Below are 13,870 nucleotides of genomic sequence, written 5' to 3' on the forward strand. Positions count from 1 at the left end.
TTAAGTCCGAATCTTGAGTTCGAACCTTAAGTCCGAATCTTGAGTTCGAACCTTAAGTCCGAATCTTGAGTTCGAACCTTAAGTCCGAATCTTGAGTTCGAACCTTAAGTCCGAATCTTGAGTTCGAACCTTAAGTCCGAATCTTGAGTTTGAACCTTAAGTCCGAATCTTGAGTTTGAACCTTAAGTCCGAATCTCGAGTTCGACTCCTGAGCTCGAACCTTGAATTCAAATCCTAAGTTCGTCTTATATAGTTAGCTCAGTAAGTTATAGCTTCCAGCTACTCCGTATCTAGACTCCTTAGTGTTACAGCGTTCCAGCAATATGCTTCTATCGCTTGATCCAGCATTCGATCCAGCATTCGGTGAACTCAGTCTTTTCGGCCCTCTTCACAGTGCCTCAATGATATCTCCGGCAATCAATGACGCCGGATGACTTCGCAGACCTGCTGCGCGTTCTCCAGCCAGGCCATGCAAATAGACACCAAACGCCGCAGCCTGTATGGCATTCAGTCCTTGGGCCAGCAAGCCGGCGATGATGCCGGTCAGCACATCACCCGCACCGCCAGTCCCCATACCGGGATGTCCTGTGGTGTTGACATAGATCTCCCCGTCCGGGCTGGCAATCACGGTATGTGCCCCTTTAAGCACGAGGATCACGCCGTGCTCCCGGGCGTAGCTTTCCGCGAGCCCAATCCGGTCACGCTGCACTTCAGCGGTGGAAATACCGGCCAGCCGGGCCATCTCCCCGGGATGGGGTGTCAGAACAACTGGTCCCCGGCGGCTAGCCCAAAGACTGTAATCCGCCTCAGCCAGAATATTCAGAGCATCAGCGTCGATGACCAGCGGCCCTTCTGTTCCTTCCCATATGGTCCGGAGCCAGCCGGTATCTCCTTGAAAGCGCCCAAGGCCAGGCCCAACGGCTGTTACATCCCGTTCAGCACTCAATCGGAGTAATTCCGCAGCCGTTCCGGCGTTCCAGTTGCCCTGCTCATCCCCGCCGACTTCAGCCAGCATCAGCTCCGGTGCGGCGCCAATAACGGCAGGCATCAGCTTTTGTGGCAGCGCCCAGGTTACCAGACCACTGCCTGCCCGCAGCGCTGCCCGAGCCGCCAATAGACCTGCACCGCTCATGCGCAGCGTGCCACCGGCCACCAGTACATGGCCGTAGGTGCCCTTGTGCCCTTCGGGTGAACGCTGGCGTGACACATTCACGCCTAGCCCCGCCTGCAGCACCTCCGGCGTCAGCCAGTAGCTCTGCAGGCCAACTTCGCGCGCCAGAGACACGGGGATGCCGATGGCGCGAACCACCACAGTCCCCGCAGCCCCCGCGCCGGGGTACTGCAGCAGGCCTCGCTTGAGAAACGCGAGGCAGACTGTCACTGACGCATGCACGCACGGCGCATGCGTCTCCCCCGTGTCCGCGTTCAGCCCGCTCGGGATGTCCGCGGACACAATCGGTTTGCCGCTGGCGTTAGCGGCGGCAATCAGCTCCGCGTAGGCGCCGCGAGGCGCGCCAACGGCGCCAGTGCCGAGCAGCGCATCCAGGATGCCGCTGCATGCGGCAAAGTCCAGGCGGTCCTGGCCGTAGACGGCGGCGGACAAGCCCAGAGCTGCAGCGGCATCGCGCTGCAGGGCGGCCTCGCCGGTCAGCGACTCCGGCGGCATGGCATACACCAGCGTGACGGCAATGCCCGCCTCGCGGAGATACCTGGCGGCGACCAGTCCGTCGCCGCCATTATTGCCTTTGCCGACTAGAACAAGCCAGTGTTCAGCGGCGGCAGTATCCAAGGTCAGCGCACGATCTCCGCTGACGTCAAAACCGGTCACGCCTTGACCAGTCCCGTTGTCAACAGTACGCCAACTGCCCCCGCCAGCAACGCCGCCGTTCCGCTTACGGCACAGCTCAATGATCTCCTCGGCAATAGCACGTCCTGCATTCTCCATCAATGCAACCGCCGGGATACCCAGCTTGTCAATCGTGATACGATCCAGCTCTCTCATTTGCTCTGCAGTTACAAGATACATTGCTCCGCCCCTTTCTACTGTACCCGGTGCCTGAATATATTGAACTTAAACAAATCAATTTCATAAATTCATAAGTGAGCGTCTAATCATCGATATCTAGTTGTACATGGTTTAGGTATACCTAGATAATGAACCTAGTCCGGTTAGAAATCCGCATTATGAAATTGATTCAAGCTATTAACAAGGATCAGCGTCACAACGGTAATGTTTGGGCTTCCGGTCATTGTTGCCACTAGATTTCTCCGATTACATCGCTTCTAGCTGTACGGAATACTCATAGCATTGCTGTACAAAACGTATTCTAGTAAGCCACCGTGAATCTTTCGCGGCTGAAGTTTCCTTCCTCTACCTCATCAATAATGGCTACAGCAAAATCCTCCACACTGATCGCACTTTGCCCGTTCTCGTCGACGACCAACCGGTCAAGACCGATGCGGAACATCCCCGTACGACGTCCAGGTTGTATCGAAGCCGCAGGACTCACATAGGTGTAGTCCAGATCTGAGCCTCTATAGATTTCATAGGCATCCGCATGGGCTGCAGCCAACGGCCGTACATGTTCCGGGAATTCTGGCGTATCCATCAGCCATTCGCCGGATTCCGTCTTCAGACTGCCTGCACCGCCCACAATCACCAGGCGATCCATATCCGCTGCCTGCAAACCCTCTACCAACGAAGCGGCTGCCGCGAGCAACTCGTTCTCCTCGCCAGCCTTTGGCCCATACGCACTGATGGCAACCTCATGCCCTCGCACCGCAGACGCTACAGATACAGGGTCCAGAAGATCCACAGCCACAAGCTTTAGGCGCTCATGCTCAAAAGCAAAGCTCTCGGGATGACGCATCGCCGCCGTCACCTGATGTTTTCTTTTCAACGCTTCCTCTACAATTGCCTTTCCGATCGTTCCTGATGCTGCCAATACCACTATATCCATTTTCTTGTTCCTCTCTCTCTTTGATAAAGATGATGCCATAACTACACGTATATAGAATTTCGGATTCCCTGGGGACAACAGCAGGCATACGAAAACCCCCTGGATAAGGGGGCCTGTTCAATGATCCGCTAATAGAATTACTTAGACGTGCACCAGGCTCTGACCAGTCCACTATACCGCGGCCTGTCAATGATCCGCTAATAGAATTACTTAGACGCGCACCAGGCTCTGACCAGTCCACTATACCGCGGCCTGTCAATGATCCGCTAATAGGGTTACTTAGACACCTCGCAGCTCAGCGCTTGAAGGCCATCCCCTGTGATTTGGGAGCGACAGGTGCAAACCCGAACTGAGCATACAGCCGCGACGCTTCTCCGTCAGCAATAAGGCTGGTATAAGATTTGTCAGGCAGTGTATCCAGGAACTCCCTGATCTCGCGCATGATGATTTTACCCAGTCCCTGTCCTTGATGAGAAGGCTGCACAGCGATATCGGTCACCTGGAAGAAGCATCCGCCGTCTCCGATGACCCGTCCCATACCAATCAATACATCGTCCTCAAATAGCGTAACCGCAAAGATGGACCGCGGCAACCCGATGGCCGCCCCTTCCTCACTCATTGGACTAAGCCCTGCTTGAACCCGTAGCGCCAAATACTGCTCGACCGAAGGTGGCGCATGGCGGATAACCAGCTTGCCCTGGATCTCCATATCCTCTCCCCCTTCTAGTTTCCGAATAAAAAACACATGTTTCCTGCACAGCATTTCTGTTACCCACTATATACGACTAAGCTGTCCACAACAAGAGTACACTATCCATCATTTGAAACAATCTGGCGCTTGCTGCGTAACCTATTTCGAAGGACTATTTTAACAATACTTTTATATAAGGTTGGTGAAGTCTAATGTCTTCCCTGGCAAAGCTTTTGAAATGGGTAACCTTCCTCTATGAAGCATTTCTCGCGATCCCATTTGTGGGCGGCATATTCGTTGTAGCGAACGGCTGGACTCCGCTGGGCATCGCTTTTCTACTGCATGCAGTTACGGTTATCGTGATGATGAAAGAACGGGGGCCATTCGTCGGCAACGCTCTCGGTGTTATTACCTCTGTCGTAGCCCTGATTCCTGTAGTCGGCTGGATCATGCACGGTATCACTGCCATCTGTCTGTTCGTTGAGAGCGTTATAGTTTCACAGCGAACACGCCGCTACTAAACAATAAAGTCAACTCCATGATCGCAGAAATGGCCCGCTCCCTCTGTTGGGAAACGGGCCATTTCATATCTCCGGTTATAGTGGATGCAAAGGACGGTCATCATTCAGCAGCGACAGCGAATGACCTACCCTCGTCTCGCTGGACGGGTATCGGTACGCCGGCTAACGGTCTCACCATTATAGCGTGCATTACCATTCTCAAAACGCTTGCGTTCCGTACGCTCCATTTGCACAATCTGTCCTTCATGTACGACGATTTGCAACGAACCAAATTCCATATCATCCAAAAGCCCCGCTATACGTTCCAGCCATACCTCATCCACCTTCAGTGGTTTAGCCATTCCCCAGCCTCCCTTCCCCCATATCCGGGGAGATGTTCATTTCAAATCCTTTATTACCAATTTGTATACTACGAATTAACTTAGCACGGATATAAAAGCACGTCAATGAGCATTTTTGCGCGCCAGCCAACTCTTGAGAATCATTGTTACCAAAGCCAATAACAGGAGCAGCGAGGCAACCGCAAAGGATGCCGAAAATTGATATTCGTTATACAAAATTTCGACATGAAGCGGCAGCGTATTCGTCTCTCCGCGAATATGTCCTGACACGACAGACACTGCTCCGAACTCTCCCATGGCCCGCGCATTACAGAGAATAATACCGTACAGCAAGCCCCACTTAATGTTGGGTAGCGTGACTCGGAGGAAAATCTGCCAGCCCTTGGCGCCCAAAGTAATGGCCGCTTCCTCTTCCTGCGTTCCCTGATCCTCCATCAAGGGAATCAGTTCCCGGGCTACAAAAGGAAAGGTCACGAACAATGTGGCCAGAATGATGCCTGGTATAGCAAAAACAATCTTGATATCATGCGCGCTCAGCCATGGACCGAACCAGCCGTGAGCCCCGAATACCAGAATGAAGATGAGCCCGCCAATGACCGGGGAGACCGCAAATGGCAGGTCAATCAAGGTGATAAGGAAGCCCTTGCCACGGAACCTGAATTTGGTGACCGCCCAAGCTGCCGCAATACCGAATATAGTATTCAACGGAACCGTAATCAATGCGACCAGTAGAGTCAGCCGCAGGGCGGAACGTGCATCCGGATCGGTCAAGGCAGCCAGATAAACATCCACTCCTTTTTTCAGCGATTCGGTCAGCACGACAATCAGCGGCAACACAATCAGCCAGAACAGCACCAGCCCGGCAGCGGTAATCAGAAGCCACTTTACGACCGTAGATTCCTGTGTAGCCGGTGAAGAGACGCTTTTTCGCGATTGGGGAGCATACAGTGGGACAGTGCCCGCCATCGGTATTCCTCCTTACAACGTTTTTACAAAGCAGGCCTTATCATTTCCCAGAAGATCATCTGTTACCGGGACGTTTTGCGCGCCCAGCGCTGTAAGGTGTTAATCACCAGCAGCATCAGGAAAGAGATCAACAACAGGAGCAGCGCCACGGCAGTGGCTCCGGCGTAGTCAAACTGTTCCAACTTGGACATGATGAGCAGCGGCGCAATCTCGGTTCTCATCGGCATATTGCCAGAAATGAAGACGACCGATCCGAACTCGCCAATGCCTCTGGCAAAAGCCAGGGAGAAGCCGGTCAAAAGCGGCGGGAACAGCTCTGGCAGCACGATCTTGCGGAAGGTGCGCCAGCGGCCAGCCCCTAATGTAGCGGACGCCTCCTCCATATCACGATCCAGTTCCTCAAGTACAGGCTGAACTGTGCGGACGACGAACGGGATGCCAATGAACATTAATGCCAATGTAATGCCGAGCGGGGTGAAGGCCACCTTCAGCCCCAGTGGCTCCAGCCAAGAACCAATCCAGCCTTTATTGGCATACAAAGCGGTAAGCGAGACACCCGCTACCGCTGTCGGCAGCGCGAACGGAAGATCGATCAGAGCGTCGAACAGCCTTTTGCCTGGAAACTCATACCGCACCAGGACCCAAGCCAGCAGCAGCCCCAGAAATGCATCAGCCAAAGCCGCCGCAGCGGCCGTTGACAGACTGACACGATAGGATGCCAGCACACGTGCATCTGTAGCTACATCCCAGAATTTAGCCCAGCTCAAGCCTGTCGAATTAAAGAGCAACGCCGACAGCGGCAATAACACGACAAGACTCAAATACAGCACAGTATAGCCCATAGTCAGCCCGAAGCCGGGCAGAACCTTCCTCCGCGCGGTTGTTGCGACAGCAGTGGTAGTTGCGGTGACACTCATCCCCTGTTCATCCTTTCTCGCCTTCGGCTCTTGTACCGATCAGCTCAAGACTACTTACAACATACTTGCTGGTATCTCTTCTGAACCAAACAGGATTTTACTTACCCGGTACATAAATCTTGTCGAAGATTCCACCGTCATTGAAATGCTTCTCCTGTGTTTCCTTCCATGTTCCGAACTTATCTGCTAATGTGAACAGCTTGATTGCCGGGAATTTATCCTTGTACTCTTCCTTCACGCTTTCCAGCGTTGGACGGTAGTAGTTCTCCGCAGCGATCTTCTGCCCTTCTTCAGTGTAAAGATACTTCAGGTAGGCTTCGGCGACCTCACGGGTCCCTCTCTTATCGACCACTTTATCTACGACAGCTACCGGCGGCTCAGCCAGAATGCTCTCGGACGGATTGATGATGTCGAATTTATCAGGACCGAGTTCCTTCACAGAAAGGTAGGCTTCATTCTCCCAGGCCAGCAACACGTCGCCGATCCCACGCTCAACGAACGTTGTGGTCGCTCCGCGCGCACCGGTATCGAGCACGGGCACATGCTTGAACAGCTCTTTTACAAATTCCTCTGCCTTGGCTTCATCGTTATTATTGTGGTCCAGCGCATATCCCCAAGCCGCCAGGTAGTTCCAGCGCGCACCGCCTGAAGTCTTCGGGTTCGGCGTAATCACCTCTACCCCTTCCTTCAAAAGATCCGGCCAATCCTGAATGCCTTTCGGGTTGCCCTTGCGCACCAGAAACACGATCGTTGAGGTGTACGGAGAACTGTTGTGGTCGAAATTGCTCTGCCAACCCTCGTGGATCAGGCCCGCATCCTGCAAGGCGTCAATATCATAGCCCAGCGCAAGTGTCACCACGTCCGCTTCCAATCCATCCAGCACCGCACGGCTTTGTTTGCCGGAACCGCCATGGGACTGCTTGATCGTTACTTTCTGACCGTGTTCTTTTTCCCAGTAGGCCGAGAAGGCCTTATTATAATTCTCATAAAGTTCGCGTGTTGGATCGTAGGAAACGTTGAGTAGTTCTACCGGATCTTTGGTAGGAGCTTTAGTCGGTTCAGCCGTTGCTGCTGTGTTGCTCCCTGAATTGGTAGCCTCGGCCGGTGGATTTCCCGCCGAATTTGTATTATTTCCGCAAGCCGTAAGGCCCACCGCCAACAACAGTGTAAAGCCCGTTAAAAGTCCCTTCTTGATCCTCTTTTTCATTCTAACCATCCCCCCATATTGTTGTGATGAGTTCATGTTTCTCTTTCCGATGACTCCTCTGACTTACATGGTAGATTCAGGCATGAAAAAATGACGGAGGAAGGCCTAAAATGGCAGGTCAAACCGGTCCCAAAGACACGTGTCTGCGAGCTGTAATAAGCGCTCCTCCGTCTGTACGGTAAGAACTTTATTCATTATTCCTACCTAATTAGTAGGTTATGATTGATATAATACTTAAACCCTCCTAGCCTGTCAAACCTTTTTTTCTTTAAAGTAATGTCATTACTGCAATTTATAAGATAAAATGAGGGAGCAACAGGATCTCACTGCAATTTTCGGAGGACACTGTCATGGGAATGGATTTAGAACTTGTGCCTGTGCCGCAAAAGCCGCGGCTGCACAAGCGAATTTCTGCTGTAATCACACAAAGAATCAGGGAAACCTATCGTTATGATACAACGCTATGGAGAACCGCACTGGCTGGACTGTGGACGCTCAGCTTTTTGGCTTTCACAGTATCCATCCTGGGAATGCCAACCGGCTTCGGCATCCCGGCCGACATTATCTTTGCCGCTGTGGTGGGGACAATCGTACTGGCCGCGGCAGGACATCTGGCAGCCTTACTGATTGCAATAACGGGTCTGCGCATCCCGCGGTTATTCGCAGGCTGTCTGCTCTCAGATTTAGTAATTGTATGGCTTGTCCTAAACGGCACTAATATGGACTGGATCGCCTCTACGGTCATAACCGTGCTGTGTACCGGGCTTAGCGCCCTCGGTGGCATCGCTCTGGGACTGCTGCGGAACAAGCGGGTAGCTGCCGGAGTGCTTCTGGCATCAGCACTTCTGTTATCACAGCTGGCTTTGGCTGGTGGAGGACAGAATCAACCCGGCAGTCCCGAGGCAACTGCCGCTGGGGGCAGCATTATCCCACCACTGACCGCCGCCAATCCTGCGGAGCCTGGTCCTTACGCTTATGACTCCTTCACTTACGCCAGCGGCAATGATCTGCACCGCAAGGAGTTTGGCAGCGAGGCACCACTCATATCTTCCTCAGTCGACGCATCTGCATATATCAAGAAGGGCTGGCCGAAGCTGCGCAGCCTATTCTGGGGTTTTGACTATAGTGCCCTGCCGCTGAACGGCCGGGTCTGGATGCCCGAGGGAGAAGGTTCACATCCGTTGGTGTTGATCGTTCACGGCAATCATATGATGGAGGATTATTCTGATGGGGGCTACGCCTACCTGGGGGAACTGCTGGCCAGCCGGGGATTTATCGCCGTCTCACTGGACGAGAACTTCCTTAACTATTCAGCCTGGACGGGGATTCCCGACAATGACTTTACGGTCCGTGCCTGGTTGATCCTTAAGCACATGGAACAACTCGCAGCATTCTCGGATCAGCCCGGCAATCCTTTCTATGGAAAAATTGATTTCAGCAAAACGGCTCTGCTAGGCCACAGTCGGGGTGGACAGGCCGTAGCAATGGCCGCCGATTCGGGGCGTTGGTTCAAGAACGATCCTGTATGGAAAACAGTAACGGACCGCTTCCAGATCTCTGCCGTCGTTGCCCTCGCGCCTACCGATAAAGCTATTGACGGACAGCAGGCCAAACTGAAGGATATCAGCTATCTGACACTACAGGGCGCACGCGATGGCGATGTGCATGACTTTTACGGGGATCGGCAATACATCCGCTCCTCCTACTCCAAAGGCTCAGCGTCCTTCAAGAGCTCGCTTTACATCGCCGACGCCAATCACAGCCAGTTCAACAGCGATTGGGGGCTGCGCGATCAGTCGCTGCCTGCGGGGCTGTTCCTGGACCGCAGTCTAATCATGGAAGGCGCCGAACAGCGGCAGATTACCAAGGTGTACGTATCAGCTTTTCTGGAGACGACACTGCTCGGCAAGAATGAATACCGGGGGCTGTTCCGCGATTACCGGAGCGGACTGCAATGGCTGCCGGACACTGCGTATTATAGCCGTTTCCAGGGCGGAGACTATCGTACCCTTGTCAACTTTGACGAGGATCGCAACAAATATACCGCAGGCATCGGAACCGCCTCTGCCGAAGGCATGACCTGGACCGAAGAGCTTGCCAAGGACCGGGAAGACAAGAGCAAAACCACCTATGGTGTTGTTTTGAAACGTACCGCCGGGAAGGGGGAAGAAGCCTACTACCGGATCAAATGGAAGGAAGAAGCCGCTGCCTCCCTTGAGTTGACGGAAGCGGAAGGCCTCTCCTTCTCCCTCGCCAACCGCAATGCCGACGACGATGAAGAGGAGAATGAGGAAAGTGCGTTAGCACCGGAGGTGGAGGTAGAACTGACAGACAGCAACGATACCTCGGCGCGCCTGCCATTGTCTGAAGTTATGGAAGTATTGCCGCTGCCGCACACTCAGTTCACATTGCTTCCCTGGCTGGAAGAACGCGTTAGCGATGGCAAATACGGAGATCCTACGGAGGCCGTCTTCCAAACCTACGAACTGCCCTTTGAGCGATTCCAGGAGGTAGAGCCCGCTCTGGAACCGGAGAACCTGACCGAAATTACATTCTATCTTGAAGAAAAAGGCGACAAAATTATGCTGGACGACATCGGATTCTATGGCGCAAGCACCGAAAATGTACGTTAAGTAAACTGCTCTTATATCATTACGAACAGGCCATTCCTGCCATCCGGTAACCCGGTTGGACTTGGAATGGCCTGTATTTATTTTTACTAAATAGGGCTTCTACTCAAGTTCAAGCGTCTTAATACAGACTGGAGCTGGAATTTCTAGTTCATTGCCTGTAGGAATCAATCGCCCGTTATCCCCGTCGATATGGAACGAGACAATCGTACCACTGTTCTGATTGGCTGCCAGTAGCTTCCCGCCAAGAATAGCAAAATTTCGCGGAGTCCGTCCGCCGGTACTCTGCCAGTCGGCAGGCTCCAGAAGGCCTGTGAGGGCGTCAATAAGGAATAGCGCAATACTGTCATGCCCCCGGTTGGAAGCATACAGGTAACGACCGCACGGAGCAATATGAATGTCGGCCCCTGAATCGTCGCTGCCAGCAATATAGGACTCAGGCAGTGTACTGACATGCTGCAAGACAGTGAGTTCACCGTGCTGTTCATCCTTCGTGAACACCGTGACCGTATTGTTCAGCTCGTTGATCAGGTAAGCCCATTTTCCGGAGGGGTGAAGTGTCAGATGGCGCGGTCCGGAGCCCGGCGGCAGATCAACCGCAGCTTGCTTGACCAGCTTGTCCGCCTCCTTGCGATAGATAACAACCTGATCCAGACCAAGGTCACAGACAAAGAGACGGTCACCGGTGCTGTCTGGAATGACCGAGTGCGGGTGCGGAGCTTCCTGCCGGTCCACACGTGATCCAGAGCCAGTATGCCGGACCTGAGCCAACATTTCCAGAATCGAGCCGTCTTCATTTATAGGAAACACATTGACATTGCCCCCCGAGTAATTGGACACGAAGAGCTGATCTTCCTGCGGACTGATAGACACATAACACGGCGCGCCGCCTGCCGTCTTGTGGATGCTGCCCAGTGGTGACAGCGCTTTCGATTCAGGATCAATAGCGAATGCCTGAACCTCTCCCTCATCCTTCTCGCTGACCGCATACAAGACACTCCCGGCGCGATTCACCGCCAGGTATGAAGGATTCTCGATACCGCTCGTTCCCTCCAGAATTCTCATGCCCCCAGTGCTACGGTTCAAGGTGCACAGACGAATGCCCTGTTCAATCTCGGGACTGTACGTACCAACATAAAATAACACTTCATCAGAGCGTTCCATGGCAGCGACTCCTTTATCGATTATCATTTTTTTCCACTATAGCATGTTTGCCAGGGCATTACATCAGACTGAAACTATAGAATTCAGGGAAAAGCAAAGGCGTTAACCACTTCTTCACAACTGGTTAAAACAATCAGTAACAGGTTAATAGTTACCATCGTACAGTACATCACAAAGGAGCTGAAGCATAATGAGTTTTCTATGGATGTTGATTGTTGGCGGAATTATCGGGTGGCTGGCAGGCCTGATTATGGGCAGAGATATTCCAGGAGGCGTAATCGGCAATATTATTGCCGGGATTCTCGGCTCATGGCTAGGTGGCATGCTGCTGGGAAACTGGGGACTCAAGGTTAGTGATTTCTATGTTTTTCCGTCCCTGATTGGTGCCATCGTACTGATCTTCATTGTAAGTCTGATCGTGCGCTCCACCGGAGGCCGCAGCCGCTCATAAACTGTGCATTTTGGAACTTATAATAGATACTCATTGAGAGTGATGAATAGAAGGCTTGCCGGAACCTGGGTCCGGTAGGCTTTTTTTGAGCTTGCAGCCCGTCATGCTAAGGGGTATCGTGTCGGGAGCATCGCGGAAGCTTCAATGTTTTGCCATCATTTTTCTGTTATAATGAAAGCACAAGTGACTCAAATCACAGAGAGGTCGTGAATTATGGGTAGCATCAACCCCTCGCTACTGCATATCGGTTCCACCGTGGGGGCCGTTATCATGGCATTGATGGTGATCTTTATTCGGCTGAAGGCCAGCGCCCGCCCGGTTACCATTCGCAAAATATGGATTCCCCCCCTCGGCATGTCAACTGGCTTTGCCATGTTCATCGTCCCCGAGGTAAGGTTCCCGCTATGGTGGGCAGCTATCGCTTTTTTGGTCGGCTGGTTTATCTTTGCCTACCCGCTTATCCATACAACCAGCTTCGAGCAGCGGGACGGACAGGTATTTGCCCAGCGCTCCAAGAGCTTCGCATTTATTCTGCTCGGCCTGTTACTGGTTCGCACACTGCTGCACGAGTTCATTAACCGATATGTCTCAGTACCACAATCCGGGGGACTGTTCTTCATCCTCGCCTTCGGCATGATTGTTCACTGGAGACTGTTCATGTATAAGCGCTACAATGTGATCGTGCCACCAGAGACAAGAATTCCACAGTCCTGATTCTAGTCCGAAGGCATCAGCACTATCCCATGACAGAGCATTCAGCAAGCCTAGCGGTTTGATGGATGCTCTTTTTAATGCAGACCATTCTATGGTTTCTGTCCACACGAAAGCCCCGCTAATATCATGTACAACCTGAGGTGAATAGGAACATGCTTCCTCCGTTTTTTTCACAGTATGTCAGGTAACTTCCTGGATAATCGGCTAAAATAAAGCTATGCGCATGAATAATTAAAGCAGCAAATCGCAGACTTTTTTGAGAGAGCGGGGATTTACAAATTGAAGAGTAAAACAAGAAAAGTAGCGATTGTCGGCTCCGGAATGGTGGGCTCCAGTTGTGCCTACTCCATGGTCAACCAATCCATCTGCGATGAGATCATGATGATCGACCGGACCTACGACCGGGCCATGGCTCAGGCGCTGGATCTCTCCCACTGCATGGATTTCACGGGTACCCGAACCAAAGTATATGCTGGAACCTATAGTGACTGTGCCGGTGTGGACGTTGTCATTCTCACGGCGGGCGCCAACCCGCAGCCAGGCCAGACCAGGCTGGATGTACTTGACGCTGCAGCGGTGATAACTGAAGAAATTGTGACCGGGATTATGGCTGGTGGCTTCGACGGTATCTTCGTCATCGCAGCGAATCCGGTCGATATCGTTACTTATATGGTATGGAAAATGTCCGGACTCCCCCGGCACCGGGTCATCGGCACAGGTACCTCGATCGATTCCTCCCGGCTCAAGACGCTGCTGTCCGATGTTTTTTCCATCGACCCTCGCAGCGTGAGCGGATACGCATTAGGCGAGCATGGCGAATCCCAGTTCGTTGCCTGGTCCCATGTAACTATCGGCGGCAAACCTATTCTGCACATTATGGAGCAACACCGCGAACGATTCAGTCACCTCGACCTGGACGATATTGCCCGCAAGACGAAGGATGCCGGCTGGGAAATCTTCACCCGTAAGGGATCAACGCATTTTGGGATTGGCAGTGCTCTCGCCTACATTACCCGGGCTATCCTGAACGATGAGAACAAAATCATTGCTGTCTCGGCAATTCTGGAAGGAGAATACGGGCAAGAGGATGTGTGCGCAGGTGTACCTGCCATTATAGGGCGCAGTGGTATCCATGAGTTGCTGGAGCTGAACTTGAATGACGAGGAGTCCGTTAAATTCGCCGCTTCTTGTGAAATTGTGCGTTCCGGGATCAGCAGTCTCAGCCTCCCCAAACCTGAATAAGAACAAATCAAAAAACCTCCAGTCTGTCAGCACACATAAATGTGCAAATACTGGAGGTTTTATAAT

General features: G+C 52.6%; 13 protein-coding genes. 5 read left to right on the forward strand and 8 right to left on the reverse strand.

What is annotated here, in order from left to right; all coding sequences use genetic code 11:
- Nucleotides 1–388 precede the first annotated feature (388 nt).
- The 3 genes from ACFORK_RS21595 to ACFORK_RS21605 all read right to left on the reverse strand — a co-directional run bounded on the left by ACFORK_RS21595 (nucleotide 389) and on the right by ACFORK_RS21605 (nucleotide 3,669).
- Nucleotides 389–2,026, reverse strand: a complete 1,638-nt coding sequence (locus ACFORK_RS21595; protein ID WP_379202873.1) for an NAD(P)H-hydrate dehydratase — start codon at nucleotides 2,024–2,026, stop codon at nucleotides 389–391.
- Nucleotides 2,027–2,327: 301 nt separating this feature from the next.
- On the reverse strand, nucleotides 2,328–2,960 hold the full coding sequence (locus ACFORK_RS21600) for an NAD(P)-dependent oxidoreductase (RefSeq protein ID WP_379202875.1): 633 nt from the start codon (nucleotides 2,958–2,960) through the stop codon (nucleotides 2,328–2,330).
- Nucleotides 2,961–3,255: 295 nt separating this feature from the next.
- Entirely contained in the window at nucleotides 3,256–3,669 is a 414-nt protein-coding gene (locus ACFORK_RS21605) for a GNAT family N-acetyltransferase (protein ID WP_379202877.1), read from the reverse strand.
- Between the two features lie 194 nt (nucleotides 3,670–3,863).
- Between ACFORK_RS21605 and ACFORK_RS21610 the strand changes: the two genes are divergently transcribed.
- Nucleotides 3,864–4,172, forward strand: coding sequence for a hypothetical protein (locus tag ACFORK_RS21610; RefSeq protein WP_379202879.1), 309 nt, complete (start codon nucleotides 3,864–3,866; stop codon nucleotides 4,170–4,172).
- 125 nt (nucleotides 4,173–4,297) lie between these two features.
- On the opposite strand, the gene ACFORK_RS21615 is transcribed toward ACFORK_RS21610, so the two are convergent.
- The 4 genes from ACFORK_RS21615 to ACFORK_RS21630 all read right to left on the reverse strand — a co-directional run bounded on the left by ACFORK_RS21615 (nucleotide 4,298) and on the right by ACFORK_RS21630 (nucleotide 7,603).
- Complete coding sequence (locus tag ACFORK_RS21615) at nucleotides 4,298–4,513, reverse strand: YezD family protein (RefSeq protein ID WP_379202881.1); 216 nt, start codon at nucleotides 4,511–4,513, stop codon at nucleotides 4,298–4,300.
- A gap of 102 nt (nucleotides 4,514–4,615) precedes the next feature.
- Nucleotides 4,616–5,479, reverse strand: coding sequence for a sulfate ABC transporter permease subunit CysW (gene cysW, locus ACFORK_RS21620; protein WP_379202883.1), 864 nt, complete (start codon nucleotides 5,477–5,479; stop codon nucleotides 4,616–4,618).
- Nucleotides 5,480–5,541: 62 nt separating this feature from the next.
- Nucleotides 5,542–6,396 carry a sulfate ABC transporter permease subunit CysT gene (gene cysT, locus ACFORK_RS21625; RefSeq protein ID WP_379202885.1) on the reverse strand — a complete coding sequence of 285 codons (855 nt, stop codon included), beginning with the start codon at nucleotides 6,394–6,396 and terminating at the stop codon, nucleotides 5,542–5,544.
- A gap of 97 nt (nucleotides 6,397–6,493) precedes the next feature.
- On the reverse strand, nucleotides 6,494–7,603 hold the full coding sequence (locus ACFORK_RS21630; RefSeq protein WP_379202887.1) for a sulfate ABC transporter substrate-binding protein: 1,110 nt from the start codon (nucleotides 7,601–7,603) through the stop codon (nucleotides 6,494–6,496).
- Between the two features lie 350 nt (nucleotides 7,604–7,953).
- On the opposite strand from ACFORK_RS21630, the gene ACFORK_RS21635 reads away from it, so the two are divergent.
- On the forward strand, nucleotides 7,954–10,236 hold the full coding sequence (locus tag ACFORK_RS21635; protein WP_379202889.1) for an alpha/beta hydrolase family protein: 2,283 nt from the start codon (nucleotides 7,954–7,956) through the stop codon (nucleotides 10,234–10,236).
- Between the two features lie 99 nt (nucleotides 10,237–10,335).
- Here the strand turns inward: ACFORK_RS21635 and ACFORK_RS21640 are convergent, their stop codons facing one another.
- On the reverse strand, nucleotides 10,336–11,397 hold the full coding sequence (locus ACFORK_RS21640) for a lactonase family protein (RefSeq protein ID WP_379202891.1): 1,062 nt from the start codon (nucleotides 11,395–11,397) through the stop codon (nucleotides 10,336–10,338).
- 190 nt (nucleotides 11,398–11,587) lie between these two features.
- On the opposite strand from ACFORK_RS21640, the gene ACFORK_RS21645 reads away from it, so the two are divergent.
- The 3 genes from ACFORK_RS21645 to ACFORK_RS21655 all read left to right on the forward strand — a co-directional run bounded on the left by ACFORK_RS21645 (nucleotide 11,588) and on the right by ACFORK_RS21655 (nucleotide 13,804).
- Nucleotides 11,588–11,848, forward strand: coding sequence for a GlsB/YeaQ/YmgE family stress response membrane protein (locus ACFORK_RS21645; protein ID WP_379202893.1), 261 nt, complete (start codon nucleotides 11,588–11,590; stop codon nucleotides 11,846–11,848).
- A 213-nt stretch (nucleotides 11,849–12,061) separates the two neighbouring features.
- Nucleotides 12,062–12,562, forward strand: coding sequence for a CcdC family protein (locus tag ACFORK_RS21650; RefSeq protein WP_379202895.1), 501 nt, complete (start codon nucleotides 12,062–12,064; stop codon nucleotides 12,560–12,562).
- 279 nt (nucleotides 12,563–12,841) lie between these two features.
- Nucleotides 12,842–13,804 carry an L-lactate dehydrogenase gene (locus ACFORK_RS21655; protein ID WP_379202897.1) on the forward strand — a complete coding sequence of 321 codons (963 nt, stop codon included), beginning with the start codon at nucleotides 12,842–12,844 and terminating at the stop codon, nucleotides 13,802–13,804.
- Nucleotides 13,805–13,870 lie beyond the last annotated feature (66 nt).

Origin of the sequence: Paenibacillus sp. GCM10012306 (assembly GCF_042649265.1) — a bacterium.
GTDB lineage: Bacteria > Bacillota > Bacilli > Paenibacillales > Paenibacillaceae > Paenibacillus_AQ.